General features: G+C 68.9%; 26 protein-coding genes. 8 read left to right on the forward strand and 18 right to left on the reverse strand.

All coding sequences use genetic code 11. The features are described 5' to 3' along the window. Nucleotides 1-22: 22 nt before the first annotated feature. The 7 genes from ACFYL6_RS19765 to ACFYL6_RS19795 all read right to left on the reverse strand — a co-directional run bounded on the left by ACFYL6_RS19765 (nt 23) and on the right by ACFYL6_RS19795 (nt 8386). Nucleotides 23-1177 carry an iron-containing alcohol dehydrogenase gene (locus ACFYL6_RS19765; RefSeq protein WP_387172960.1) on the reverse strand — a complete coding sequence of 385 codons (1155 nt, stop codon included), beginning with the start codon at nt 1175-1177 and terminating at the stop codon, nt 23-25. A gap of 120 nt (nt 1178-1297) precedes the next feature. After that, complete coding sequence (locus ACFYL6_RS19770; RefSeq protein ID WP_387172962.1) at nt 1298-2758, reverse strand: NAD-dependent succinate-semialdehyde dehydrogenase; 1461 nt, start codon at nt 2756-2758, stop codon at nt 1298-1300. Nucleotides 2759-2999: 241 nt separating this feature from the next. Then, nucleotides 3000-4076, reverse strand: coding sequence for an ABC transporter ATP-binding protein (locus tag ACFYL6_RS19775; protein ID WP_387172964.1), 1077 nt, complete (start codon nt 4074-4076; stop codon nt 3000-3002). Continuing rightward, a complete protein-coding gene (locus tag ACFYL6_RS19780) occupies nt 4076-5143 on the reverse strand; it encodes an ABC transporter ATP-binding protein (protein WP_387172966.1) in 1068 nt (355 codons plus the stop codon). The genes ACFYL6_RS19775 and ACFYL6_RS19780 overlap by 1 nt, the downstream gene beginning before the upstream one ends. Next, entirely contained in the window at nt 5143-6054 is a 912-nt protein-coding gene (locus tag ACFYL6_RS19785; protein WP_387172968.1) for a carbohydrate ABC transporter permease, read from the reverse strand. Before ACFYL6_RS19785 ends, ACFYL6_RS19780 begins: the two co-directional genes overlap by 1 nt. Continuing rightward, entirely contained in the window at nt 6054-7004 is a 951-nt protein-coding gene (locus tag ACFYL6_RS19790; RefSeq protein ID WP_387172970.1) for a carbohydrate ABC transporter permease, read from the reverse strand. Before ACFYL6_RS19790 ends, ACFYL6_RS19785 begins: the two co-directional genes overlap by 1 nt. After that, nucleotides 7001-8386, reverse strand: coding sequence for an extracellular solute-binding protein (locus tag ACFYL6_RS19795; protein ID WP_387172972.1), 1386 nt, complete (start codon nt 8384-8386; stop codon nt 7001-7003). The genes ACFYL6_RS19790 and ACFYL6_RS19795 overlap by 4 nt, the downstream gene beginning before the upstream one ends. A 438-nt stretch (nt 8387-8824) precedes the next feature. Between ACFYL6_RS19795 and ACFYL6_RS19800 the strand changes: the two genes are divergently transcribed. The 3 genes from ACFYL6_RS19800 to ACFYL6_RS19810 all read left to right on the forward strand — a co-directional run bounded on the left by ACFYL6_RS19800 (nt 8825) and on the right by ACFYL6_RS19810 (nt 11068). Beyond that, entirely contained in the window at nt 8825-9568 is a 744-nt protein-coding gene (locus tag ACFYL6_RS19800) for a GntR family transcriptional regulator (RefSeq protein ID WP_387172974.1), read from the forward strand. A gap of 89 nt (nt 9569-9657) precedes the next feature. After that, a complete protein-coding gene (locus ACFYL6_RS19805) occupies nt 9658-10227 on the forward strand; it encodes a DJ-1/PfpI family protein (protein ID WP_091407098.1) in 570 nt (189 codons plus the stop codon). A 19-nt stretch (nt 10228-10246) separates the two neighbouring features. Continuing rightward, nucleotides 10247-11068: an alpha/beta fold hydrolase gene (locus ACFYL6_RS19810; RefSeq protein WP_387172976.1), complete on the forward strand. Its 822-nt coding sequence runs from the start codon at nt 10247-10249 to the stop codon at nt 11066-11068. Between the two features lie 117 nt (nt 11069-11185). Here ACFYL6_RS19810 and ACFYL6_RS19815 read toward each other — a convergent pair whose 3' ends face one another. Continuing rightward, complete coding sequence (locus tag ACFYL6_RS19815) at nt 11186-12139, reverse strand: DMT family transporter (protein WP_387172978.1); 954 nt, start codon at nt 12137-12139, stop codon at nt 11186-11188. Between ACFYL6_RS19815 and ACFYL6_RS19820 the strand changes: the two genes are divergently transcribed. After that, nucleotides 12138-13532, forward strand: coding sequence for a PLP-dependent aminotransferase family protein (locus ACFYL6_RS19820; RefSeq protein ID WP_387172980.1), 1395 nt, complete (start codon nt 12138-12140; stop codon nt 13530-13532). The two genes, ACFYL6_RS19815 and ACFYL6_RS19820, sit on opposite strands and share 2 nt — an antisense overlap. Here the strand turns inward: ACFYL6_RS19820 and ACFYL6_RS19825 are convergent. The 6 genes from ACFYL6_RS19825 to ACFYL6_RS19850 are packed head-to-tail and all read right to left on the reverse strand — an operon-like array spanning nt 13483 to nt 18930. After that, a complete protein-coding gene (locus ACFYL6_RS19825) occupies nt 13483-14388 on the reverse strand; it encodes a RimK family alpha-L-glutamate ligase (RefSeq protein ID WP_387172982.1) in 906 nt (301 codons plus the stop codon). The genes ACFYL6_RS19820 and ACFYL6_RS19825 overlap by 50 nt on opposite strands. An 11-nt stretch (nt 14389-14399) precedes the next feature. Beyond that, a complete protein-coding gene (locus tag ACFYL6_RS19830; protein WP_387172984.1) occupies nt 14400-15146 on the reverse strand; it encodes an SDR family oxidoreductase in 747 nt (248 codons plus the stop codon). A gap of 36 nt (nt 15147-15182) precedes the next feature. Then, complete coding sequence (locus tag ACFYL6_RS19835; protein WP_387172986.1) at nt 15183-16307, reverse strand: homoserine O-acetyltransferase; 1125 nt, start codon at nt 16305-16307, stop codon at nt 15183-15185. Nucleotides 16308-16334: 27 nt separating this feature from the next. After that, on the reverse strand, nt 16335-17312 hold the full coding sequence (gene cysK / locus ACFYL6_RS19840; protein ID WP_387172988.1) for a cysteine synthase A: 978 nt from the start codon (nt 17310-17312) through the stop codon (nt 16335-16337). 29 nt (nt 17313-17341) lie between these two features. Continuing rightward, complete coding sequence (locus ACFYL6_RS19845; protein ID WP_387173086.1) at nt 17342-18154, reverse strand: arginase family protein; 813 nt, start codon at nt 18152-18154, stop codon at nt 17342-17344. Beyond that, nucleotides 18151-18930 (reverse strand): YqcI/YcgG family protein, encoded by a 780-nt coding sequence (locus ACFYL6_RS19850; protein ID WP_387172989.1) that lies wholly within the window; start codon nt 18928-18930, stop codon nt 18151-18153. Before ACFYL6_RS19850 ends, ACFYL6_RS19845 begins: the two co-directional genes overlap by 4 nt. A 628-nt stretch (nt 18931-19558) precedes the next feature. Between ACFYL6_RS19850 and ACFYL6_RS19855 the strand changes: the two genes are divergently transcribed. The 3 genes from ACFYL6_RS19855 to ACFYL6_RS19865 all read left to right on the forward strand — a co-directional run bounded on the left by ACFYL6_RS19855 (nt 19559) and on the right by ACFYL6_RS19865 (nt 22001). Continuing rightward, on the forward strand, nt 19559-20332 hold the full coding sequence (locus ACFYL6_RS19855) for a hypothetical protein (protein WP_387172991.1): 774 nt from the start codon (nt 19559-19561) through the stop codon (nt 20330-20332). A gap of 215 nt (nt 20333-20547) precedes the next feature. After that, nucleotides 20548-21777 (forward strand): cytochrome P450, encoded by a 1230-nt coding sequence (locus ACFYL6_RS19860; protein ID WP_387172993.1) that lies wholly within the window; start codon nt 20548-20550, stop codon nt 21775-21777. Continuing rightward, nucleotides 21774-22001 carry a ferredoxin gene (locus tag ACFYL6_RS19865; RefSeq protein ID WP_387172995.1) on the forward strand — a complete coding sequence of 76 codons (228 nt, stop codon included), beginning with the start codon at nt 21774-21776 and terminating at the stop codon, nt 21999-22001. Before ACFYL6_RS19860 ends, ACFYL6_RS19865 begins: the two co-directional genes overlap by 4 nt. A gap of 45 nt (nt 22002-22046) precedes the next feature. Here the strand turns inward: ACFYL6_RS19865 and ACFYL6_RS19870 are convergent, their stop codons facing one another. Both ACFYL6_RS19870 and ACFYL6_RS19875 read right to left on the reverse strand, forming a co-directional pair. After that, a complete protein-coding gene (locus ACFYL6_RS19870; RefSeq protein ID WP_387172997.1) occupies nt 22047-22409 on the reverse strand; it encodes a hypothetical protein in 363 nt (120 codons plus the stop codon). Between the two features lie 121 nt (nt 22410-22530). Continuing rightward, a complete protein-coding gene (locus ACFYL6_RS19875) occupies nt 22531-23835 on the reverse strand; it encodes an amino acid permease (RefSeq protein ID WP_387172998.1) in 1305 nt (434 codons plus the stop codon). Between the two features lie 144 nt (nt 23836-23979). Here ACFYL6_RS19875 and ACFYL6_RS19880 point away from each other — a divergent pair, with 144 nt between their 5' ends. Then, entirely contained in the window at nt 23980-24465 is a 486-nt protein-coding gene (locus tag ACFYL6_RS19880; RefSeq protein WP_387173000.1) for an Lrp/AsnC family transcriptional regulator, read from the forward strand. 237 nt (nt 24466-24702) lie between these two features. On the opposite strand, the gene ACFYL6_RS19885 is transcribed toward ACFYL6_RS19880, so the two are convergent. Continuing rightward, nucleotides 24703-25050 (reverse strand): YnfA family protein, encoded by a 348-nt coding sequence (locus ACFYL6_RS19885; protein WP_387173002.1) that lies wholly within the window; start codon nt 25048-25050, stop codon nt 24703-24705. 174 nt (nt 25051-25224) lie between these two features. Then, nucleotides 25225-26643, reverse strand: coding sequence for an FAD-dependent oxidoreductase (locus ACFYL6_RS19890; protein WP_387173004.1), 1419 nt, complete (start codon nt 26641-26643; stop codon nt 25225-25227). Nucleotides 26644-26715: the final 72 nt, after the last annotated feature.

Consider the following 26715-nt stretch of genomic DNA (forward strand, 5'->3'; position numbering starts at 1 on the left):
AAAGGCCGGTCACTGTCTCTGCTCAGAGGAGGACGTGTCGGGTCCGGTCCCCGGTCCAGGCCGCTTCGAGGATCGCGGTCAGGCTGGCGGTGTCGGTCGGGCCTGGATGGTTCTGGATCAGGCGGGTGACGCCACTGGCCATCTCCGCGAAGCGCGGGAGGTCGGCGCGTGCCACGCCGATGTCCGCCAGGGTGGGCGGGATGCCGATGTCGGCAAGGAGCCCGTCGAGCCAGGTGAGGAACGTATCCGCGGCCTCGGCCTCCGAGGCGTCGGTCACGTCCAGCCCGCACACCCCGGCGAGGATGGCCAACCGGTCGCCGATGGCATCCCTGGCCGCGTCCAGCGCATAGGGCAGTAGCAGCCCGACGCCCAGGCCGTGCGGCGTGTGCGTGGCTGCGCCGATGGGGTACTGGAGGGCGTGCGGGGCCGCGTTGCCCGCGTGGGAAAACGCGAGCCCGGCGAGCATGGACCCGTAGGACATGTCCGCGCGCGCGTCCGTGTCGCCTCCATCCCTGACGGCACGACGCAGGCTACGGGCGATCCGCTCCGCGGCCCGGAGCGCGTAGTGGTCGGTGATCGGGTTGCGGCCGAGGAACACCTGCTCCACCGGATCGCGCGGTCCGTGGGCCCGGGGTCGCGCGGTGTAGCTCTCCACCGCGTGACAGAACGCGTCGATGCCGGAGTGGGCGGTGACTGTCGCAGGGCAGGTGTAGGTGAGTTCGGGGTCGACGATGGCGAAGTCGGGCACGATGTGGACGCTGGAAACCCCCACCTTCAGCTCGCGGTCCGGGTCGGTCAACACCGAGACGGGTGTGAGCTCGGATCCGGTGCCTGACGTCGTGGGGACCGCGACGAGAGGCATCGTCGGCCCCGGCACCTTCGACTCGCCGTAGAAGTCGCGCGGGGTCCCACCGTGGCGCCGGATGACGCCGACGATTTTGGCGAGGTCGATCACCGTGCCACCCCCGATGGCGAGGATCACGTCGGCGTCCACCTCGGCGGCGACCGAGACGGCCAGGGCGACATCGGTGAGTGGCACGTCTGGAGTCGCGTCGGAAAACACCTCGACGACGTCGACCTTCTCCCGCACGGCGGCCACGATCTCGGCCACGCCCGGCTGCCGCAGAAGAACCTGGTCGGTCACGATGAGGACGCGCGAGCCACTCTCGGCCACCACTCGTGGGATGTTCTGCGCGACTCCTTCGCCCACTATCAGCTGGCGTGGTCCGCGGACGGTCTCAAGCATGTCGGTGCCTCTCCGGAACGTCGGCGGCGATGTGGGGGGCGGACGTCCCGGTCACGGTAGGTCGATCGCCACGTAGGTGAGGTCGAGGTACTCGAGGATGCCCTCGTGCGATCCCTCCCTGCCGATCCCGGACTGCTTCACCCCTCCGAACGGAGCTGACGGGTCCGATATCAGGCCACGGTTGATGCCGAGCATCCCCGTATCCAGCCCCTCGGTGAACCGGAGCGCCCGCTGGAGGTCACGGGTGAAGACGTATCCGGCCAGGCCGTGCTCGGTGTCGTTGGCCTTCGCCATCACCTCGTCGTCGGACGTGAACGAGATGATCGGCGCCACCGGGCCGAAGATCTCCGCCTGCAGCATCCGCGCGTCCTCGGGCACGTCGACGAGGACCGTGGGCGGGTAGAAGTGGCCCGGCCCATCCGGACGCTCGCCGCCCACCACGATCCGGGCACCGCGATCGACCGCGTCGGCGACCAGCTCGTCGATCTTGGTGACCGAGGCCTCGTCGATCAACGCCCCGACGTCCACGCCGTCATCGAGACCATGGCCCACCGACAGCGCGTCCATCCGCTCGGCGAAGCGCGCCGTGAACTCCTCGCGCACCGGCTCCTCGACGTAGATCCGGTTGGCCGCGATGCAGGACTCCCCGATGTTGCGCATCTTGGCCACCATGACACCGTCGAGCGCGACGTCCAGGTCAGCGTCCGCACAAACGATCAAGGCCGCGTTGCCGCCCAGTTCCATCGAGGTACGCAGTACGTTGTCCGCAGCCTGTCGCAGCAGCACGCGCCCGACCTCGGTCGACCCGGTGAACGACAGCTTGCGGGTCCGACTGTCGGCCAGCAGTGCGGAGACCACCTCGCCGGAACGCTTGGTGGTCACCACGTTGACGACGCCCGGGGGAACGCCGACCTCCTCCATGATGCGGGCCAGGAACAGCATGGTGAGTGGCGTCTGGCCTGCTGGCTTGGTGATCGTCGTGCAGCCCGCGGCCAGCGCGGGAGCGATCTTGCGGGCACCCATGGCCAACGGGAAGTTCCAGGGCGTCACGAAGACGCACGGTCCAACCGGCTTCGGTACGGTGAGGATGCGGTATCCACCTGCGGGAGCAATGCTGTAGCGCCCCTCGACGCGCACCGCCTCCTCGGCGAACCACCGGAAGAACTCGGCGCCGTAGGCCACCTCTCCCCGAGCCTCGGCGAGCGGCTTGCCCATCTCGAGCGTGATCAGCCGGGCGACCTCCTCGGACCGCTCGGTCAGCGCCCGGTACGTCGCGGTCAACAACTCCGACCGCCTCCGCGGCGGGGTCGCCGCCCACTGCGCCATTGCCGTGCTCGCCGCGTCCAGAGCGGCGAGCCCGTCGACGACGCCTGCGTCCGCCACCTCGGCGATGGTCTTGCCGGTGGCCGGGTCCTCGACGGCAAAGGTGGCTCCGCTTGCGGCGTCGCGCCAGGCGTCGCCGATCCGGAGCCGCCGGTGCTCGGGGGCCAGGACGTTCATCGGGTCACTCATCGCGTCGCCTCCTGTGATCTTCTTGGTGATGTCCGGCGCGCCTCAGCGCTGTGCGCGTGGACGGACGGGGCACGCGCCCTCGTCAGGGGCGAGGTTGCCGAGCGGTGGCCCTCGCCCGCGCCACCGATCGCCTTCTCGGGCCACGGCCGTCTCAGCGTCGTCAGGCCGCGCACACTGGTGACGGTCCGCCGAGGCTGGATTGCCGCGTGCCGGCGCATGGTGCCGTCGCCGCCCGGCCCGCTTACCGCCCAGCCTCGGACAGTGACAGCCCGGTGCCCGCGTCGAACAGGTGCGCACGGTCCAGGTCGACCGTGACAAGCAGCCGCTCGCCCGGCGTACCGGTGACGGTGGGTCGTGCCTTGACCTTGAGGACCTGCTTCCCCACCAGGACGTCGACCACCGTGCGGTCACCGAGCGGCTCAAGCCCGTAGAGCTCACCCGACAACGACGCGTCCCCCCGCTGCTCGACGGACAGGTCCTCCGCGCGCAGGCCCAGCAGCAGGGCACGACCGTCCTCAGCCGTGGTCCAGCGGGGCCGCGGCAGCGTCCAGCCTCCCTCACCGACCAGGCGGTCTCCCTCGGCGTGGCAGGCGAGCAGGCTGATCGGCGGGCTCCCGACGAATCCCGCGACCCACTGGTTGGCGGGACGCTCGTACACCTCGGTCGGTGTTCCGACCTGTTGCACCTTCCCCTCCTTGAGGACCGCGACCTGGTCGGCCATGGACAGGGCCTCGACCTGGTCGTTGGTCACGTAGACGAAGGTTGCTCCGAGGCTCCGGTGGATGCGGGTGAGCTCGGTGCGCATCTCGACGCGAAGCTTGAGGTCGAGGTTCGTCAGCGGCTCGTCCATGAGAAACGCGCGCGGGCGACGGACCAGCGCCCGGGCCAGGGCGACACGCTGCATCTCACCGCCCGACAACTGCGCGGGACGACGCTGCAGCAGACGTTCGATGTGCAGCAGGCGCGACATCTGCTCGACGGCGGCCGCGATCTCACTCGACGAACAGTGGCGCGCCCGCAGCGGCGAAGCGATGTTCTCGTACACGGTGTGTCGCGGGTAGAGGGCGTAGCTCTGGAAGACCATGGCCAGGTCGCGTGCGGCCGGGGTGTCTCCGGTCGCGTCCCTGCCGTCCAGATGCACCGACCCGGCGTCAAGCTTCTCCAGGCCGGCGATCGCTCGCAGGGTCGTCGTCTTGCCTGCCCCGGAGGGCCCGAGCACGACGAAGAACGAGCCGTCCGGTACGTCCAGCGTCACCCCGTCCAGGGCCTGGACCTTGCCGAAGGACTTGTACAGCCCGTGCGCTGCCACGGTTCCCATCAGGCCACCAGTTCTTCCGTGCGCACGTCGTAGACCGCCGGGGTCCCGCCGGTGTGCCGCAGCCCGACCGTTGCGTCAGCGGCGAATCGGACCGTCGGTGGCATCCGAACCCGGACGTCGCGCTGGCCGCTGTGGGCGACCACGTAGATGATCTCGTCGCCCAGCCACTCCGCCGAGACCACGCGGGCCGGGACCGAGCGTTCCGCCCCTGGTGCGGTGACTTCCAGCGCCTCCGGCCGGACGCCGGCGACCAGGCGACGGTCGCGCGGCAGGCCTGGCGGTGGCGTGAGGACCAGCCCGCCCTGACCGCGCAGCTTCCCGTCGGCCACCTCCACCTCAATGAGGTTCATCGGCGGGGAGCCGATGAACGCGGCGCAGAAAAGACTCGCCGGGCGGTCGTAGACCTCCAGCGGCGTACCGATCTGCTCGACGCGGCCCTTGTTGAGGATGGCGATCCGGTGACCGAGCGACATCGCCTCGACCTGGTCGTGGGTGACGTAGACCATCGTCGCCCCCAGTTCCCCCTGTAGGTGCTTGATCTCCGTGCGCATGTCCGCCCTCAGCTCCGCGTCCAGATTGGTGAGGGGTTCGTCCATGAGGAATGCGCGCGGTCGTCGTACCAGGGCGCGGGCGAGTGCGACGCGCTGCTGCTCCCCGCCGGACAGCTGGCGCGGTCGCCGGTCCAAAAGCGGCCCGAGCCGCATCAGCCGGGCGGCCTCGTCGACCCGTTTGTGCACCTCCGGCTTGGGCAGCCCCTCGGCCCGCAGTGGGAACGCCAGGTTGTCGCGGGTCTTCAGATGCGGGTAGAGAGCGTAGAACTGGAACACCATGGCGATGTCGCGCTCGGCGGGCGGCAGGTCATTGACCAGCGTGTCGCCGATGCGGATGTCGCCCGTCGTCTGCCTCTCCAGGCCGGCTATGGCCCGCAGCGTGGTCGTCTTGCCGCAACCCGAAGGGCCGAGCATCACGAACAGCTCGCCGTCACCGATGGACAGGTCCACGTGGTCAACCGCGACCGTCCCGTCCGGGTAGCGCTTGTGCAGGGCGCTCACCTCGATGCCCGCCATCAGCGTCGCACCGCCCCGAGCGTCACACCGGCGATGAGGTGCTTGCGCACCAGGTACGCGAAGACGAGCACAGGTAGGGCGAACACCATGGAGGCGGCGGCCACGAGACCCCAGTCCGTAGTGGTGCCCCCGATGAGGCCGGCGATGGCGGGCGGGGCCGTCCGCACGTCGTCGCTGGAGGTGAGGAAGGTGGCGAACACGAACTCGTTCCACGAGAAGATGAGTGCGAAGACCGCCGTCGCGGCGATGCCGGGTACGAGCAGCGGCAGGGTGTATCGCCAGAACGCCTGCAAACGGGTGTAGCCGTCGAGCATGGCCGCGTCCTCGTACTCCGCGGGCACCTCGTCGACGAACCCCTTCATCATCCAGATCGTGAACGGGACGTTGAACGCGGCGTAGATGAGGATCAGGCCGAGCTTGCTGTCGATGAGTCCGACCTGGCGGTACATGAGGAAGATCGGGATCACGACCACCACGGGCGGCATGAAGCGGGTGGACAGGATGAAGAACAGTTGGTCCTTCTTGGCCTTCACGGCGAAGCGTGAGTAGGCCCAGGCCGCCGGGACCCCCAGCACGGTGGCGAGCACCGTGGAGACCCCGGCGACCACCACCGAGTTGAGGAACGAGACGGACAGGGCCGAGCGACCACCGCCGGGGGCGACGAAGACGTCCTTGAAGTGGTCCATGGTGACGTCGAAGTCGAAGAACTTTGCCGGGATGGCGTAGACGTCCCGGTTCTCCTTGATGGACGTCTCGATCATCCACAGCACCGGAAAGAGCATCACGACGGCCAACACGGTCAGCAGCGCGACCTCCAGCGCCGAGCGGCCCCGGCCGCGAAGGCGGCGCGTGGGAGGCGTGTGATCCCGGGCAGGACCTGCGGACACGGCCTCGTCGACGGAGACGGCCATCAGCCCTCCTTGAGCTTGTTCAGGTAGCGCAGGTAGAGCTGCGTGAGGACGATGACGACGAGGACCATGAGAATCCCGTACGCCGAGGCGGTTCCGGTGTTGAAGCCCAGGAACGCGACCTTGTAGATGTGGAACGACAACGTCTCGGTGGAGACACCCGGACCGCCGTTGGTGAGGATGTAGACGAGGTCGAACAGCCGGAAGGCCTCGATGGCCCTGAACAGCACGGCAATGAGAAGCAGTGGCCACACCAGCGGAAGGGTGATGGTGCGGAACCGGAACCACTCGGACGCCCGGTCGATCGAGGCGGCCTCGTAGAGGTACTTGGGCACCGCGGTAAGGCCGGCAAGTGCGATGAGCATGATGAACGGCGTCCATTGCCAGGTGTCCACCACGACCAGGGAAAGCAGTGCCGTCCGCTGCCGGGTGAGCCACTCCACCTGCCCCAGACCGACCGAGCCGAGCATGCTGTTGATCACACCGAACTGCGCGTCGAGCATGAATCGCCAGAACAGCCCGACCACTACCGGCGACAGCATCATCGGCACCAGGAACAGGGTGGTCAGCAGTCCTCGCCCGTGCGTGCGTCGGGAGATCAGGTAGGCGATGCCGAAACCGAGCACGGTCTGCAGGCCGACCGCGCCGACCACGTAGATCAACGTCGTCAAGGCCCTCGTGTGGACCTGCGCCGACGTCAGGATGGCGGTGTAGTTCCCGAACCCGATGAAATTGGCGGGCCCTCCGCGGGTGGCCGAGTAGTCGGTGAAGGACAGGTACAACGCCCACAGCAACGGGAACACCGACATGGCGAGCAACAGCAGCATCGCGGGGGAGATGAAGGCAACGGCGAGCCCGCGGTCGCCCAGCCGGCGGGACCGACCCCGGGCAGGTGGCGGCGCGGACGCCACCTGCCCGGGGTGCTCGGTCGTCAGAGGGACGGCGTCACTCACAGTCCGCCGCCGCCCTTGCGGCTGCTGGAGTCGAGTACGCCCTGCTGCTCCTTGGCGATGTCGTCGAGCGCATCCTTCGGCTTCTTCGCGCCGTTGAGAGCCGCGTTCACGTTGGTGTTCTCGATGTTGACAAGGCGCGCGTACTCGGGCACGTTCCACATGTCCCGCATCCGTGGGACCGAGTCGGTGTACACCTGGTTGAACGGCCCGGCATTGAGGAACTCGGGCGACTCCAGGGCGTCCGTACGCGACGGCACGCCACCAGCCGCGGCCCACTTCTTCTGGATGTCAGCCCGCTCGAACCACTCCATGAAGTTCAGGGCTTCCGCCTGGTTCGCCGTGGAGGAGTAGGCCGACACGTGCATCCCCATGCCGCCGAGAGGGACCAGGTTCGTCTTCTGGCTCGGCAGGGTGGCAAAACCCAGCTTGTCGAGAATCTGCTCCCGCGTGGTGCCGAGCGTCGACTGCTTCGGATCGAGCAGGCCGCCGCTCGCCGCGATCCAGTTGAACGCGATGCAGGCCTTGCCCTGGGCGACCGCCGCGTTCACCTCGTCGATGAACCAGTTGCCGGAACCCTTGGCGGTCAGCGGCTTCATCTTGTTGACCAGGACGTCCATCGCCTCCTGGCCCGCAGCGTCGTTGAGGACGCCCTCGATCTTGCGCGACTTGGAGTCCCAGAGGTTGCCGCCGTAGACGCCGTTGACCGTGTTGTAGGTGACCGCGGCGGCGTCGGAGCCGTTGGCCTGGTGGAAGGCCAGCCCGCTGACGCCGGGGTTGTCCGCCTGGCACTTCTGAGCGGCTGCGATCATCTGGTCCCAGGTCTGCGGTGGCTTGTCGCCGATCAGGTCCTTGCGGTAGATCATCGTCCAGGTGTCGCCGAGCAGCGGCAGTCCGTACAGGCTGGCGTTTTCGTCGCGCTTGCCGGTCTCCGCCTGGGGGTACTGCCCGTAGGCCGCCAGGAGGTACGGGTTGTAGGCCGTGACGTCGATGTTCTTCTTGACGAAGTCGGTGAGGTCGAGGATGTTGCCGTTCGTCACGGCCTCGCCGATGTGTTGCGAGTCCAGGATCGCGATGTCGAAGTCGGTCTTGCGCGCGGCGAACTGGGTGAACATCGCGTCGTGCCAGTTCGCGTTGGGCACCGTGTTGACCTTGATGGTCGCGTTCGGCCGTTCCTTCTTGTACTCCGCGTTCGCGAAGTCTTCGAGCGCGTGGGCGGGGGGCCAGTCGAACCAGATGAAGCTGAGGGTCAGCGGGTCCTTGGTGAGCTCCGGGATGGTCGCCGGCGCCTTCGGGGCGCTCGCCTTCGCGCCGTCGTCCTTGCCGTCGCCGCAAGCCGCCACGGTCGTGGCCACCAGCAGCATGGCCGCCGTCGCCAGCTGCACCTTTCGACCGGCTATGGACATGCGTCCTGTTCGCTTCGGATGCCGCATCTTCTTGCCTGCTTTCTGGGTGGGGACTTCTAGAGCCTCGCTATGTGCTTCGCCGAGCAGTTGCTGGGTGGTTCAGGCCTGTTGCCGGGCTGTCGCGCGGGCCGACCCGCGGACCGGCGTCACGAGTGCGCCGCGATGCACCGGGTCTTCATGCGGTCGAGAGGTCCTTCGGTCCAGCTGCGGCCCGGTGACGAACCGAGCAGGACGTCGAGCATGCTCGTGGGAGCTCCAGGTGATCGAAGTAGGGCGGTGGCGGGCGGTTCCGCGATGGTGCGGATGGCGGGCGCCCGTCGCTTTTCCTATACGATCGTGTGGGGGCGTCAGCATGTCGCAGCGTTGTGACTGGTGTCAATAGGTTCCCGAAGTCGCAAGGAAGGACCTCACGTCACGATGGACGACGAAGCGATGACCGCGCGGGGCCGTAGGGCCGGGACGGGCGGAATGCCGCCGGGCAGATCGGGCGGCCGGCTTGCCGACGAGGTGTACGACACGCTGCTCGGACAGCTGATGTCGCTACGGATCGAGCCTGGCTCCCGCGTCACGATCGACGTCCTGGCGCGAGAGCTGGGGGTCTCGCAGACGCCGATCCGAGACGCTCTGAACCGCATGGAGGCCGAGGGCCTGGTCGTGCGGGTGCCCCACGCTGGCTACCGCATTCCGCCCCAGATCACCCGTCACCGATTCGAGGACATGCTCGAGGTTCGCCTGCTCCTCGAACCGGCGGCGGCGCGCAGATCCGCCGAACGCGCATCCTCGGAACAGGTGGCCGGCCTGCGACGAATGCTGGAGGAGATGGCCGAGCTGGAGGGCGGCACCGGGCCGATGGCCTACGGCGCCTTCGGGCTACGCGACGCCGCCTTTCACGATCTCGTCGCCCTGAGCGCGGAGAACCAGGTCATCCGTGAAGCGCTGGCCCGCCTGCACAGCCACGTGCACCTCTTCCGGCTTCACCACGACACCCAGGTCACTCACCTGGCCATGGCCGAGCACGAGCACGTTGTGGCCGCGATCGCCGCGCGTGACCCCGACGCCGCCGCCTACGCGATGCGTCGGCACATCCTGCGCTCCGGCGAGCGTTTCCGCCGATTGTTCGACGAGATCGAGAACGCGGACGGAACGGCGGTAGAGGCTTGACGGGCGCGCCGGGCCGAGGAATGCTAACCCAATCCTGATCGGATCGGATTGGATCCACCTCACCCGCCCCCAGACGCGAGGAGAAGCAGGTGCCCAGAGCGCTGCTCCTGACCGGCGACGCCGCCGAGGAGCTCGACACCATGTATCCCTACTATCGCGTGCAGGAGGGCGGCTGGGACGTCGACGTCTCGTCACGGACGATGCGTGACGTGCAACTGGTCATCCACGAGTTCGACCCCAACTCCGACGCCTACGTGGAGAAGAACGGCCGGAAGCTGCCGGTCGACGTGCCCTGGGCCGAGGTCGACGTCGAACGCTATGACGCCCTCATCATCCCCGGGGGGCGTGCCCCCGAGTGGATCCGGGTCGACGCCGACGTCAGGCGCATCACCGAGCACTTCTTCGCGCGCAACCTCCCCATCGCGCTGGTGTGCCACGGCGCGCAGGTCCCAGCGGTGTACGGGCTACTGAAGGGTCGAAAGACGGCCTGCTTCCCGCCCATCACCGGTGACATGGAGAACGCGGGCGCGACGGTCATCGACGCTCCCGACGTCGTCGACGGCAACCTCGTCTCCTGTCGGGGGTGGCCGGACATGCCGCAATTCGGCAGGGCGATGATGGAGCTCTTTTCGAAGTCCGTCGACCCCGCATCGGCATGAGCACGCCGGTCCGGCCCTGGTGACGGCACTTCGGACCGTCACAGTCGACGGCTGCCCCGTCCACGTCCTGGAGAGCGGCACCGGGCCCGCGGTGCTGATGCTGCACGGCTCCGGACCCGGCACGACCGGGTCCGGCGCCTGGGCGACGACGGCGCAGGCGCTGGGCACGTCCTGGCACCTGGTTGCTCCCGACCAGGCGGGGTTCGGCCGTACACCAATCCCCGCGGGCTCCAGCGGCCTGCTCCGGCTGTGGACGGAGCAGGCCGCGGGCCTGATGGACGCTCTCGGCATCGAGCACTACGCCGTGGTGGGTCACTCCATGGGCGGTGCCGTGGCGCTGGCGTTGGCGGCCGCGCGCCCCCAGCAGGTCACCCGTGTCGTGGCGGTCTCGACGATGGGCGCCCCCGGGGCACCGATGTCCGCCGAGCTCGACGCGGTCTGGGCCGCCCCCGCCGGCCCGCTCGGAGCACGAGACATGCTGAGTCGCCTCGTCCTCGACCAAGCGCTCGTGACCGACTCGGCCGTCGATGCCCGTGCCGCTGCGATGCGAGCGGGAGAGGCCGCATTCGCGTCGTTGTTCCCTCCACCCCGGGCGCGATGGGTCGACGACCTCACCCTCTCGGCGCAAACGCTGGCAGCGGTGCGCGCGCCCGTGCTGCTCGTGCACGGTGCCCAGGACCGAGTCACCCCGCTCGGGACGGCAGCCCAGCCCCTGCTCGAACACCTGGCCGATGTCCGCCTGCATGTGTTCGGCCGATGCGGGCACGTGCCGGCGATCGAGCACCCGCACGAGTTCCGGCAACTGCTGTCGTGCTTCCTCCGCCGGGACCGAGGTCACTGATTGCTGCGGCACGTTGGCAGCCCGTGCTCAAGCAGATCAGCATCAAGCAGACGTGATCCGCGCAGAAGCTACTGAGAAGTGCCACGCGACGAGCGAGAGACCCCGCTGCCGTGACGGTCAGCGGCCGGGCTGAGTCGCCGACGCGGGTACGGTCATCTGGGCGCTGGCCCGGGTGCGCTGGATCAGCAGGACGCAGGCCAGCACCACCACCGCCGCCACGATCGAGGCCGGTGTGACGGTCTCGTCGAGTAGCAGCGCTGACCAGATCAGGGTGAGTACCGGCTGGGCGAGCTGGATCTGGCCTACCTTGGCGATGCCACCCCGGGCGAGACCCGCGTACCAGGCGAAGAAACCGAGGAACATCGAGACCACGGTGAGGTAGCCGAAGGCTGACCAGGCGACGGCGTCCGCCTGCGGGGGACTGACGACGGCGGCCACGGCCGTGATGGGTACCGTGGCGGGCAGGGAGAGCAGCAACGCCCAGCAGATCGTCCGGGCACCGCCGAGCTCGCGAGCGAGCACCCCGCCCTCGGCGTACCCGAGGCCACAAAGCACGACCGCCGCGAGAAGGAACAGGTCGGCCAGGGACAGGGCGCCGTGCACCGCGCCGCTGGCGGCGAGGAACGTGAGCACCGCCAGCAGCCCGGCGATGCTGGCGATCCAGAACAGCGGTGGCGGGCGCTCGTTCGACCGCAGCACCGCGAAGACGGCCGTCATGGCGGGCAGCACGGTGATGACGACCGCGCCGTGCGCGGAGGTCTGCGTGGTGAGCGCGAGCGACGTGAACAGTGGGAAGCCGACGACGACGCCGAGCGCGACGATCGAGAGCCGCCGCCACTGCCCGCGGGTGGGCCGCGGCGCACCGGTGATTTTCAGGTACGCGTACGCCAGCAGCGCCGCGCCGACCGCTCGGCCGAAGGCGACGAACCACGGGTCAAGATCCTGCACCGCGACGCGGGTGGCCGGCAGCGACATGCTGAAGGCGAGCACCCCCAACGCGCCGAGCGCGAGGCCAGCGGTCCGCTCCGCTGTTTCCGTCGCAGACTGAGTAGCGCTACTCTGCATCGTCATGGGTAATGGTAACGCAGTGGATCCTGTCGTCCAAGATCTGCGAAGGCTGGTCGACGGGGCGACACCCGGCACGCGCCTGCCCTCGGTGCGCGAACTGACCGTCCGCCACCACGCCTCCCCGGTGACGGTCACTGCGGCAATGCGACAGCTCGTCGCGGAAGGGCTCATCGAGACGCGATCGGGCCGGGGCACCTTCGTGGCTGCTCGGCCGGACGAGCGGAGCGCACCGGACCTGTCGTGGCAGACGGTGGCACTCGGTCCCCGCCGGTCCGGCGAGGCGGAGATGCAGGCGTTACTGGCGTTACCGCCCGCAGGGGCAATTCCGCTGTCCGGCGGTTATCTGGACCCGGACCTTCAGCCCGCCGCCGCGCTCGGTGCGGCGCTGGCCCGCGCGGCCCGGCAGCCCGCATCCTGGCAGCGCGGCCCGGCCGAGGGCCGCGAAGATCTGCGCGCCTGGTTCGCCCGCGAGGCCGGCGCCGGACTGCGCCCCGACGACATGGTGATCTGCCAGGGCGGGCAGGCCGCGTTGTCGTCGACGCTGCGCGCGCTGACCACGCCCGGCGACACCCTGCTCGTGGAGTCCCCCACCTATCTGGGCGCGCTGGCCGCCGCCCGCGCGGCCGGGTTGCGGCTGGTACCCGTGCCCGCCGACGCCGACGGCGTGCGCCCCGACCAGCTCGCCGTCGCGTTCGCCCGTACCGGCGCCCGGCTGTTCTACTGCCAGCCGCTCTACGCCAACCCGCACGGCGCGACGCTCGCCGTTCACCGCCGGGCGCACGTCGCCGCCGCGATACGCGACGCCGGGGCGTTCCTGATCGAGGACGACTACGCCCGTGACCTCACCATCGACGGCGAGCCGCCACCTCCGCTGGCCGCGGACGACCCGGACGGGCACGTCATCTACCTGCGCTCGTTGACCAAGTCCGTCGCACCCGGCCTACGGGTCGCCGCGATCGGCGCTCGCGGCCCGGCCGGCACCCGACTGCGGGCGGCCCGGTTGCTCGACGACTTCTTCGTCGCCGGACCGCTACAACAGGCCACGCTGGAGTTCGTCACCGCGCCCGCCTGGGCCCGGCATCGCCGCACCCTGCGAAACGAGCTGCGCTCCCGACGGGAGGCGCTGCTGTCCGCGCTGGCGCGGCGCCTGCCGTCGCTGGCCCCGCAGGGCGTTTCCCGCGGCGGCCTGCACCTGTGGGTCCGACTGCCGGACGGCACCGACGACGTCGCGCTGGCCGCCGCCGCTGCCGCCAACGGTGTCATCGTCTTTCCCGGCCGCCCGTGGTACGCCGCCGAAGCCCCGGCGCCGCACCTGCGCCTCACCTACGCCGCGGCACCGGCACAGCTCATGGACGAGGCGGTCGGCCGCCTCGCCGTCGCACTCGGCCAGCTATAGCGTCCGCGAATCGCGCGGCGCTGCCGTCGGCGAAGGGCAGGTTCAGCGAGGGCTCGCTGAGCTCCATCTCGAGCAGCAGCGGCTTGCCGTCGTGGCCGCGTACCAGATCGACGCGGGCGTAGAGCAACGGCCGGGCGAGTCCCAGGTGTGACGTCACGGCCTCGAGACCGGCCAGCGCGACTGCCCGTTCGTCGTCGTCGGCCGAGCGCGCCGTACGGCACTCGAACGTCGGCACGCTGGTCGTACCGTCGGCCAGCAGCAGCGCATCCTTTCGGATGGCGTGGCTGTACACGCCGTCGAAGAAGATCAGGTCGGTCTCGCCGTCGCGGTCGATGGACTCCAGGTACGGCTGCAGAATCACGCACAGACCCTGAGCGAAGAGCCGTTCGATGTGGCCGGCCGCCTCCGTCTCCCGCGACCGTGCGAACCGCTGGACGTCCTTCGAGTAAGCACCCACCGTGGGCTTCACCACCACCTCGCGGGCCCCGGGATGCAGCGCCCAGAACTCCCGCAGCGCCACGCCCGGTCCCACACCGGGCTCGGCGATCCAGGTCGGCACCACCGGAACCCCGTAGCTGGCGAGATCGACGAGGTAATGCTTGTCGAGGCTCCAACGAACCACCGGCAACGGGTTGACCAGGTCCGTCAGGCCGGTGACCCGCTCGCACCAGGCGAGGAAGTCCGGCAGCCGCTCCACGTATGTCCACGGCGAGCGCAGCAGGGCGGCGTCGAAGCGTGACCAGTCGACGTCCGGGTCCTCCCACGAGCAGACCTCCACCGCCAGGTCAACCGCCCGGCACGCGTCGAGCAGCAGCGGCATGTCATAGTCGACGGGCAGGCTCGCCTCGTCAGTCACCAGCGCAACGGTCACCACGGCAGGTTCTCTCCCTCGTGCACCCAGGCGCCGCTTGGCCCGTCGTCGTCCAACAGCGCCATGCTGACGCTCGTGCGCGCACCTTCCGAAACGTGCTGGTCGCCGTCGCCGTCGTTCAGGTCGGTCTTCGTGTATCCGGGATGCACGCAGTTCACCTTGATCGGGGTGTCGCGCAGCTCGTACGCCAGGTGCACCGTCCAGGAGTTCACCGCGCTCTTGGAGGCGCTGTACGCCGGCAGCGACTTGAACGTGTCGCTGTAGACGTACGAACTCGGGTTGCTGTGTGTGGTCAGCGACGCGAGCAGGCTGGAGACGTTGACGATGCGCCCTGCCGCGGATGCGCGAAGGAGCGGCAGGAAGGCCGTGGTCACCGCGACGACGCCGAAGAGATTGGTGTCAAAGGTCTCCCGCCACCGATCGAGGGGTTGCTCCGAGGGATTCCTGCCGTACTCCTCCACCCGGATGCCGGCGTTGTTGACGAGGATGTCGAGCCGGCCGTGCCTCGTTTCGACCTCCTCAACGGCGGACGCGATGGACTCCTCCTTCGTCACGTCGAGCACCAGGCCTTCGACATCAAGTCCCGCGTCGCGCAGTTCCACCGTTGCTTCGGCGACCTTCTTCGAGGTACGGCCGGACAGCAGCACCTGGACGCCGTTCTGGGCGAGTTGCCGCGCTGTCTCGAAGCCGATGCCACGGTTGGCGCCGGTAACGAGGGCGATCCTTCTCGGTTGTCCGGACACGTCGACCTCTCCGTTCGAAAAGAAGGGCTTGCCGGGTCACATCGCCCAGAGGAACTTCGCCACCGGTGGGCCGAAGCGGTCGATGTCGATCAGGAATGCGTCGTGTCCCTCGTCGCAGTCCAGTAGCAGGTACTGCACATCGGTACCGCCAGCGTGCAGTCCCTCGGCGATCTGCCGCTGCTGGTGCGGGGGGAACAAGATGTCGGTCTGCACGCCGATCACCAGCGCCCGCTCCAGGTTCAGCCGGGCCAGCACCGCACCGGCGTCGCCGTCGGGCTCCCCGTGGGCCTCGCCCAGGTCGAACCAGTCGATGCACCGGCTGAGGTAGAGGTAGCTGTTGGGGTCGAACCGGCGCAGGAACCGCTGGGCGTGACACTCCAGATAACCCTCGACCTGGAACTCCGGGCCGAACGCCGTCCCCTGCTGGCGCAGCTCCGGGGCGAGCCGCGCCCGGCCGAAGCGCACATCCCATTCCCGGGCGGATCGGTAGGTCATCATGCCCAGCTTGCGAGCCGCCGCCATGCCGTGCCGTGGATAGTTCTCCTCGTCGTATCGGCCCCGATTCCAGTAGGGATCCGACCGGATCGCCTCGCGCTGTAGAGACCGGACCGCGATCGAGAAGGGCAGGGAGTGCACCGCCCCGGAAATGTTGATGTGGTGGCGTGCCAGGCCGGGATGCCGAGCCAGCAGCGCGAGCGCGCTCATGCCGCCCATGGAGGCGCCGATCACGCACGCCAGCTCGTCGAAGCCGAGTGCTCGCACGGTGTACGCCGCCGCGTCGGCGATGTCCTCGATGGACAGGTCCGGGAAATCCAGCCGGTAGGACTCACCCGTGTTCGGGTCGACCGAGGGCGGCCCCGTCGAGCCCTTGCAGCTGCCCAGCGGGTTCACGCAGATCACATACCAGCGGTCCGTGTCGATGGGTTTGCCCGGCCCGAGCATCGCCTCCCACCAACCCGGGGTGGCGTCGTCCGGGTGCGAGGCGGCGTGCGAGTCCGGTGAGAGACCGGTGAGAATCAGGATGACGTTGTCCCGGGCTGTGTTCAGATGTCCGAAGGCCTCGTAGGCGATGCGCGCGCCACGCAGCGAGCCGCCGCGTTTCATCGTGAAGCCGTCGGGCAGGTCGATGAATCGAGTGGCGAGAGGGATGTATTCCCGCATGCGTCTGCTCCCCGTGCGGTGATTTCCTCAGGACTCGTACGGCGCGGCGTCCAGAGAGGCCAGCCACTCGTCGTCGGACCCCTCGCTCACCCCTTCGAACAGGAATGTGGAGAGATAGCGTTCGCCGGTGTCCGGCAGCATCGCAAGAATGACCGAACCATCCGGCGCGGTTTCTGCGACGCGCAGCGCTGTCGCCAGAGTGGCGCCGGCAGAGATCCCCACGAAGATTCCCTCTTCGGCGGCGAGTCGACGCGCGGTGTCTCGCCCCTGATATTCGTTGACGGTCACGAGGTCGTCGACGACGGTCCGGTCGAGGATCTCAGGCACGAAATTCGGCGTCCAGCCCTGGATCTGGTGCACGTTCCATTCCTGACCCGCCAGCACGGACGCGTTGTCCGGTTCGGGAACGATGATACGCACGCCCGGCCGAGCAAGCTTCAGCATCTGGCCGACGCCCGTCAGGGTGCCGCTGGTGCCGAAACCGGTCACGAAGAAGTCCAGCCGCTTCCCGGCGAAATCGCCGAGGATCTCCGACGCCGTGGTCTCCCGGTGGTATGCGGGATTCGCCGGGTTCTCGAACTGCTTCGCGCGGAACCAGCCGTGCTTCTCCGCCAACTCGTCGGCGATGCGGTTCCCGCCGCTGCTGCCCTCGACGCTCGGGAAGAGGATGACCTTTCCGCCGTAGGCGCGGATGAGTTTGCGCCGCTCCACGGAGTAGGAGTCGGACATAACCGCGACGAACTTGTAGCCTCGGGCCGCCGCCACCATCGCCAAGGCGATGCCGACATTTCCGGAGGTGCACTCCGCGATGGTGTCACCGGGTTTCAGTAGGCCCCGCGCCTCGGCGTCGAGGACGATGGCGAGCGCCAGTCGGTCCTTTACCGAGCCGCCGGGATTGAACGACTCGACCTTCACGTAGACGGTCACATGCTTCGGTGGGAGCCGGTGCAGTTTGACGATCGGTGTACGGCCAATGGTGTCGAGAATGTTGTCGTGAAGTGGCATGTGGCAGTCTCCATTCGCCGATGAGGGTGTCAGCGCGCCTCGTCGAACAACGGCGCGATCATGTCGAGCACGACGGAGACGGCCCGTTCGCTGTTCGCGTCATCGGCCGGAGCGTTGAACTCAGCCACCTCGACGCCGAGAATCCGCTCCGGGGGGAACGCCTCGAATATCGCCCGGATCTGCGCCGGCGTCATGCCGTCCGCGACCGTGTAGTCGGCCGGCACCGACCCCGGTTCCAGCACGTCCCAGTCGATGTGGATCCACACCGGCGACCCGCCGACCGCGTCCACGACGTTCTCCGGGCTCGCCTGCGCGGGCGGGATGACCCGGACGCCGGCGGCGCGCAGGAGCTGGTGTTCGGCCTCGTCGATGTCGCGCGCCCCGACGAGGATCGCGCGTTCCGCCGTGAGGCCCGCGCCGTGGCCGCTGTCCCAGAGCCCGCACACGCCGGACAGGACCATCCCGCCGAGATAACCCGTGCCGGTCGTCCCCGGCGTGTTGAAATCTCCGTGCGCGTCGATGTAGAGGACCTTCGCGTCCGGATACTCGCGGGCCGCGACCGGCAGGGTAGCGAGGCCGGTCGAGCAGGTGTTGGCGACCATCAGGGGCACATTGCCGTCCGCCACGCTGGCGGCGACCGCCTGCTGCAACCCGGTGAGCGTCTCCCGCGCCTGGGGCAGACTGACGCTCCAGTCGTCGTCGACCGCAGGCGAGGGGCTTCCAATGAACCGCCCCTTGATGCCGTAGCGGTCCTCCAGTGCCTTTGCGATGCGCGCCGCACCCTCGATCATCCGCGGTGCGCGGTCGGCCACCCGCCCTTGGGAAACAATAAGATCGATCATGTCGTTCCTTTCGTGCGTTGTATCCAGGGCCGTGCGTTGCGTCGAACGCTGGACGTTTCGAGAAGGAATGGGCACCTGTCGGCCCGTTCCACGTTCTCTTCGGTGAGTCCGTACTGTCGCCATTCCAGGGCGTTGGTGCCGTAGGAACCCAGCTGCGGGGAGCGGGGTGTACCGTCGTAGCGGTCTATCCGGTTGCGGATGTTCGAACGGGTCTTGCGTCCGCTCGGCGTGTCACCGGCGAAGACATCGAACCGCTCACGTGGGTTGATGACCAAGATGAAATGGTTCCCGAGGTTGCGGCTGCGGCGGACGCGGTGCGCGGGACTGCTCATGTTGCAGAACAGCGGCATGCCGTTGAAGCACATGGACCATGCCTCGGAATCGGGATCTCGGCCGACGTCATCTGGCCAGGGTGCAGGGTCGACCGCGTGCAGGCACTGGAGAACCCGCCAGCCGAAGGCGTGATATTCCTCGACAGAAGTCGCATCGGTGGCATCCGGTCCGAACGCCACGAGCAGGGGATAGGCGGTGTCCAACCTGCCGTCCCACGCCTCGGAGAGTTCGACGTATTTCTTGAGCCCATCGGCCAGATGCGCGATGTCGCGCGACGCGGCGCCTTCCACGAAGATGAACTGCAAGAGCTGCTTCCGGTACGCGTTTTTCGAGAAAACGCAGGGGAAGCCAGGATCCACGAGGCGGGATTCGATGTCGTCAAGAACAGTTCGGTGCCATCCTGTTGCGGCAGTGCTGATTTCCGACTGTGTGACCAGCGTCATGTTTCCCCCGTGCTTACTCAGTGATCTTCCGATACTGGAACAGGGCCGAACCGCTATTCAGCAAACAGGCGGAGTCGCTCCTCGAGGCGCTCCGGTGATTGGTTTCTCTCGCACCGAATCCGATGCGGCGGGGGAGCTGTGATCACGCTCCGAATCGACGCCAACACTAAGCGCAATGACTGCGCCCGCAGACCCGGATCCCGCCATGTGGACAACTTTTACACGTACGAAAAGAAGCGGAATCATTTGACCTGCGTGAATGCATCACGCTTGTGAACCCCGTCACGGCGGCTTCAGCCCGTCGTCGCGAGCGACCGGTCCCCGCACCCCGATGGAGTGGTGGCCATCGCGCCCGCGCAGTCGCACGTCGGCAGGTCCCCGCACGTCGCGCCGCACGGGCACTGCGTAACGCCACCGCCGGCCGACCGAAACCAACATCTTCCCTTAAAGTGATGCTCATCGATGCAACCGGAGCTGATGTGGTCGTGCCGGAACAGCTCGGATCGCTGCGGCGCGGAGGCAACGGCGCCGTAGCGGTGCGAGCGGGAGCACCTCAGCGTTGGATGGCCGGAAATTTCCTGCTGGCCCGGCCCCTGTGGTGGGGAGCCAGCCGTCTTGGAGGATGACGATGCGCAGTTCTCTCGCGGTGTTCAGCGCCGCCCTGATCCTCGGTGCCGCAGTCGGCAGCGTTCCGGCCGGCGCATCGGGGGCCTCCCCGTCCTCGTGTCCTCGGGGCCTGCTCTTCTGTGAGGACTTCGAGCGACTGCCTCCCGGGGGGCCAAGCACGTTGAACTGGGGCGTCGACACCCGCCACGGCACACTCACCGTCGAACGTGCCCGCCGTGGCAACCAGGTGCTGCACGTCCGCACGCTTGACAACGGACGTGCCTTCCTGCGCGTCGACGACTTCGCCGCGCCGGGCAACCGCTTCTACGGCCGGATGCGCCTGCGCGTCGACGCCTTCCCCACGGCCCCGGACTGGGCGCACTTCACGCTTGTGGAAGCGACCGGAACCGGAAGCGCGGAGGTCGTCCGTCCGGTCGGTGGCCAGTACGCGCCCACGGTCCCCGGAACCTTCTGGGGGGTCGGCGCCGACGGCGGTCCGACCGGCGACTGGACCAACTGGCGGGAGTCCGCCCCGGTCGTCGAGGACACCTGGCAGTGCTTCGAGTGGAAGATCGACGCGACCGACAACCGCGTCGCGGTGTGGATCGATGGCGTGGCGAACCCGGAGCTGACAGCCTCCACGAGTGACCACGGTGGCAACGATGTTCCCTTCGTCCTGCCGACGGTCGACACGGTGAAGATCGGCTGGCAGCTTTACCAGGGCGGCACGACACCGGGCGAGTTTGACCTCTGGATCGACGACATCGCCCTCTCGAGTAAGCGGCTCGGCTGCTGACGGTCGCCGCAGGCGTTCGCCACGGAAACCCTGTCGGGTACGGACGTGGACCAGCGCTCCATGGCGATCATCGACGTCTCCCGCTACGATCCGATGTCGGAAGATTACTGAGCGTCAATTTGTGCTGTCCGTAAGTCCTGGACGCTGGCAATCCGGTGCCACCACGAACGTGGTGCCGGCCTGAGGATCACGCCGTCTCGACGAAGGGAATCCGGATGACGGAGAGCACGCAGACCACCGAGAGCCGAACCGTTCCGCCCGCGCGGCCGTACCCGTTCAGTGTGCCCGACCGCCTCGTCGTCGATCCGACCTATGGCGAGCTGCGCGAGAACGAGCCGATGACCCGGGTAAAGCTTCCCTACGGCGAGGAGGCGTGGCTCGCCACCCGGTACGAGGACGTCCGTACGGTCCTCGGCGACGTGCGGTTCGGCCGCGCCCCGGCCGTCGAGCGCGACGAGCCCAGGCTCACCCCGCGCCAGCAGTACAGCGGCATGCTGACCATGGACCCGCCCGATCACACTCGGCTGCGCCGGCTGGTGGCGAAGGCGTTCACGGCACGTCGGGTAGAGGCACTGCGACCCCGAACCCAGGAGATCGCCGACGGACTGGTCGACAACATGGTCCGGCTCGGTCCTCCGGCCGACCTGGTGGAACACGTCGCCACGCCGCTGCCGATCCAGGTGATCTGCGAGCTGCTCGGGGTCCCGTACGCCGACCGCGACCGCTTCCACATCTGGTCCGAGGCGATCGTCTCGACCACCTCCCTGCCCATGGAGACGATCCAGGAGTACCTGAACAATCTCTGGGGCTACATGGGTGATCTGGTCGCCGAGCGCCGCCGCGAGCCGGGGATCGACGACCTGCTCGGCGCGTTGGTGCGGGCCCGCGACGAGAATCAGGATCGGCTCAGCGAGACCGAGCTGGTGGAGCTGGCCGGCGGGCTCCTCGCGGCCGGCCACGAGACCACCGTGACCCAGATCCCCAACTTCGTCTACGTCCTGCTGCACAATCCCGACCAGCTCGCTCGGCTGCGGGCCGACCCGTCGCTGGTGCCGGCCGCGGTCGAGGAACTGCTGCGGTACGTGCCGCTCGGCGTCGGCTCCTCCTTCGCCCGGTACGCCAAGGAGAACGTCGAGGTCGGCGGGGTGCTGGTCCGGGCCGGTGAGCCGGTTCTCGGCTCACTGTCATCGGCGAATCGGGACGGTACCGTCTTCGCCGACCCGGACCGGCTGGATTTCGACCGCGATCAGAACCCGCACCTGGGCTTCGGGCACGGCGTACACCACTGCGTCGGCGCACAGCTGGCCCGCATGGAGTTGCAGGTCGCCGTCGCCACCCTCGTGACTCGCCTGCCCGGATTGCGGCTCGCCGTACCGGAAAGCGAGCTGGAGTGGAAGCGGGGCATGTTGGTGCGGGGCCTGCTCGGCATGCCGGTGGCCTGGTGAGTACCGCCTGGCGGATCGTGGTGGACTCGCGCCGCTGCATCGGCACGAGCATCTGCGCCGGTACCGCGCCCGAGCACTTCCACCTGGTCGGCGGCCTGTCCGCGCCGCTGGCCGACGTCGTCGCCCCAGCCGAGGTCATCCTCGACGCCGCCGACTCGTGCCCGGTGGAGGCGATAACGGTCCACGACGCCACCGACGACCGGCTGATCGCGCCGCAGGAGTGACCCGTTCGTCGCGAGTGCGAGCCCTGGTCCCGGCCAATCGGCCGATCAGCAGTTCTCGGTGGTGTACTGGACCCACGGGTTGAGGTACGCCCCGCTGATGAAGCCGGACCCACCGGTGCTGAATCGCGCGTGCCACCAGACGGCGATGCCGTTGACCGTGTCGCCGCCCGTGGCGCAGTCCAGGTACGCCGTCACGCCACGATTCACCTGGCCATAGGCGGTGCAGGACGTGTGCGGTCCGGTGCGGTAACGGACACCGCTTGCCGTCACCACGGCCGTACGGCTGCTCCGGTCCGACCAGCCCTGCCCACAGGCCGCCGACGCCGGTGTCGCGGGCACCACGTAGAGCACCGCCGCCGCGAGCAGCGCGGTACCTGCCAGCCGAGCACCCATTCGTCGCGTGGTCATATGTCTCCCTCCACAAAGGTTACTTTCAGCCCAGCCTATATCGATGAATGTGCTCCCGGATCAGGTCTCGTCCGTGAAGCCTCCGGCCGTCTCCGTCCGGGTCGGCCAGTTCAGGTACGGGTCAGGCATCCGGGCCGCCGACTCTGACCGACGACGTGACCTCCGATCGTGGTGGACCAGCGGCGCGGACCCGCGCCGACGCGGCACCGCTGATGAACGCGGCCACTCCGAGTGCGACCGGGATGAGGACGAGCATCCCGCAGAACGCCAGGACCAGTGCGGTGAAGGCCACGCCGGTGATGGCGCCGTACCAGAGGACGCCACCCCGCGGCAGCAACCGGGTGGCGGCCACCATCCCGGCGCAGGAGACGGCCGCGAGGCACGCGGACGTGAGCCGCATGAGACTGTCCAGATCGACCGTGAACACCACAGTGAGCAGGATGCTGACCGCACACAGGATCATCTGCACCGTGAGGCTGCGACGCGGTACGTCGCCCGCGGTCCCGCCTGCGGCCAGTGCCTGCGGCAGCGCACCGTCGCGGCCCAGTGCCGCCCCCAGCCGGGCGCCGCCGGCGATGTACGTGTTCACCGCGATGAAGCTGAGGAAGACCGCTGCGACGGCGGTGATCGTTCGGCCCGCCGGGCCGTACGCGGTCTCCAGCAGGAGGCTCAGCGGCACCGGTGTGGTGGCGGCAGCGCCGCCGAGCACGCCGATGGTGGTGACGGTGAGCGAGAGATAGAGCACCGACACGATGCCCAGTGTCAGTCCGGTGACCAGCGGTAAATGGCGTCGCGGGTCGCGGAACTCGGCGGAGAGGTGGCTGGCGGCCTCCCAGCCGGAGAAGGCGTAGAAGAGGACTGTGGCGGCGGCGCCGATGGCTGCCCAGCCGTGCGGGGCGAATGGGGTGAAGTTGACCGTGCGGCTGGCGGGCGCCGCCACGATCACCGTCACCAGCAGCAGGACCACCAGCACGCCGACCATGGCGAGTTGCACCCGGCCCGACAAGCGCAGCCCGACATAGTTGGCGACGAAGGCGGCGGCGAGGATCGCCGTTCCGATCCACAGGGCCGCGGTCGAGTCGGCGCCCAGCGCCGCCGCGACGTACTCGCCGCCCACCAGTGCGCCGGCCAGCACCCCGACCGGCACCGCGCAGTAGAACCACCAGCCGACCGCCGCAGCGAGACGGGGGCCGAAGGCCCGGTTGACGAACGTGGCGACCCCACCACCGTCGGGGTAGCGCGCGCCGAGGGCCGCGAACGTGACGGCCACCGGCACGCTGAACGCGAGGAGGATGGCCCAAGCCAGGATCGAGGCCGGCCCCGCGGCCTTGGCGGCGAGCGCGGGCAGCACCATGACGCCCGGGCCGAGGACTGCCCCGATGAACAGGGCGGTCGCTTCCACCAGCCCCAGCCGGTGCTTTCCCATGCTGTCTCCCCTCGGTGTTTCCCGCTGAACGCGACCGCCGGCTCGAGGCGGTCGAAGCAGAGGGAAGCCGCGTTGTCAGGAAAGCTAGACGATTGAACGGTGAATGCCGGCTGGCGCTGAACTTCGTTCGGAGAATTCGTCATAATGGCGGTCATGGACGAATTGGATTCGGCGATCCTCCGACATTTGCAGCTCGATGCACGGCAGACCAACAGGGAACTGGCCCGTACGCTGGGGATCGCTCCGTCCACCTGCTTGGAACGCGTCCGGTCGCTGACCCGCCGCGGTGTCATCACCGGGTTCCACGCCTCGGTCAGCCTGACCGCGCTCGAGCGCAGGGTGCAGGCGCTGCTCTCGGTCCAGGTGCGTCCGCTCAGCCGCCCGGTCATCCAGGGCTTCAAGCAGTACGTCTCCGGTCTGCCGGAGGTTCTGTCGGTGTATGTCGTCGCCGGCGGGGACGATTTCCTGGTGCACGTGGCGGTGCGCGACATCGAGCAGTTGCACGCGTTCCTGATGGACAAGGTCAGCAAGCGACGGGAGGTCGTCAGCTTCCGCAGCTCGATCATCTACGAGCACACCGGCAACATGCTGGTGACACCGCTCTCCGACGAGGACGAGCCGGCTGGCTGAGGCGCCACCCACCAGCCAGCCACCTCGGTCCCAGCGTCACGGACATGCCCACTCCGGGCAGCAGTTCACCCACTGAGCCCGCTGACTGACGCGGCATGCGTAGTTGTGGTCGACTCCGGGTGGCGGGTGTTGCGCTACGTCGGGTCGGTGGGGGCCGAGGCGGTCGGCAAGGTCATGGTCAACTCGCTTCTCGATCGACCCGGCCGGCATCACTCCCGACCACGCTCCGACGCTTTGTCACCCACCGCCGCCTGCGGACCGGGGCGCGTACATGATCAGCGCGACACCGATCAGGCAGATGCCGGCGCCGATGACGTCCCACCGGTCGGGCCGGAACTTGTCGACGATCACGCCCCAGGCGAGGGACCCGGCGACGAACACGCCGCCGTAGGCGGCGAGGATGCGCCCGAAGTTCGGGTCGGGCTGGAAGGTGGCGACGAATCCGTACGCGCCGAGGGCGATGACGCCGGCGGCGATCCACCACAGGCCGCGATGTTCCCGCCAGCCCTGCCAGACCAGCCACGCCCCGCCGATCTCGAACAGGGCGGCGACGACGAACAGCAGGATGGAGCGGACGACGGTCATCGGTGGACCGTACCGGGCTGCCGGTGGTCCGCGTTCATGCTGGTGACCCGGTCGAGCATCATCGCGCCGGTGGTCCCGACGCCGATCATCACCGCGTACAGCTGACCGAGGGTGTGGATCTGGGACCAGGCCCGCCGACGATCGCGTCGGCGGGCACTGTGATGGTGGTGGGCATCAGTTGCCGCAGCAGCCGCCGGTCTGCGTGTCGGCGGGTGCTGCGTCGAGGGTGAGCAGGGCCAGCGGCGCGGCGAGCAGCCCGCCGGCGATGCCGGTGGCCAGGCCTCGTCCGGAGCTCTGGGCGGCTGGTGCCGGCCCACAGCAGCTGTCGGCGTCGGCTGACTCGTTCGGGTTGCTGTTGCACACCCCGGTCTCGGGTAGGTCGAGTTGGACGTCGCGGGCGGCTGTCCAGTCGCCGGCGAGGGCGGCGACGACGGAGCGGACCTGCTCGTAGCCGGTGGCCATCAGGAACGTCGGCGCCCGCCCGTAGGACTTCATGCCGACGGCGTAGTAGCCCGGCTCGGGGTGGGTGAGCTCGTCCACGCCGTGTGGGGGCACGGTGCCGCAGGAGTGCTCGTTGGGGTCGATGAGCGGGGCCAGGGCGCGGGTGGCGCCCAGGACCGGGTCGAGGTCCAGGCGCAGTTCCGCCGCCATCGAGTGGTCGGGGCGGAAGCCGGTTGCCGCGACGATGCGGTCCACACTGATCTGCTCTTCGCTGCCGTCGGCATGGCGCACGACCACGCTGACCCGACCGTCGGTGGGGGTGAGGGCGTGCACGGCGAAACCGGTGAGCAGGCGGATCCGGCCGGCGTCGACGTGCGCGCGCAGCCGGGAGCCGAGCGCGCCGCGCGCGGGCAGCGCGTCGGCTTCGCCGCCGCCGTAGGTGCGCGCCGGTGAGGTGGAGCGGATCGCCCAGGTCACGTCGGTGCCCGGGACGGATTCGGCCAGTTCGGCGAGGGAGAGCAGGGTGTTGGCGGCGGAGTGGCCGGCGCCGACGACGAGGGTGTGTCGGCCGGCGAAGCGGTCCCGGTCGGCGCCGAGGACGTCGGGCAGGGCGTGCTCCAGATGCCCGGCGACGTCGTGCTCACCGCGGGCGGGCAGTCCGGAGGCGCCGAGGACGTTCGGGGTGCTCCAGGTGCCGGAGGCGTCGACGACCGCGCGGGCGAGCACCTCCTGGCCGTCGGCGAGGCGGATCAGGAACGGCGTGGACTCACGGCCGGCGGTGCGCAGCCGGTCCAGGCCGAGGCGGCTGATCGCCTCGACGCGGGCGCCGTAGCGCAGGTGCGGCTTGAGCTGCGGCAGTTGGGCGAGGGGTTGGAGGTAGTCGTCGGCCAGCTGCGCGCCGGTGGGCAGGGCCTCCGGGTCGGGAGCGACCCACCCGGCGTCGTCGAGCAGGCGGCGGGCGGCGGGGTCGATGTTGTAGCGCCAGGGGGAGAAGACCCGGACGTGGCCCCACTGCCGCACGGCGACGGCGGGGGTGTCACCGGCTTCCAGGACGAGGAACGGTAGGTCACGCTCGTGTAGGTGCGCGGCGGCGGCCAGGCCGACCGGGCCGGCGCCGATCACCACGACGGGCAGATCATCCAGGGCGTTCATCAGGTATCTCCTCGGTTTCGAGAGTTGTCGAATCAAACAGGTAGACGGCGGCCGTGCGGCGGGGTCGATGGT

The sequence above is a fragment of the Micromonospora sp. NPDC007208 genome (genome assembly GCF_042869175.1).
Classification (GTDB): Bacteria; Actinomycetota; Actinomycetes; order Mycobacteriales; family Micromonosporaceae; genus Micromonospora; species Micromonospora foliorum.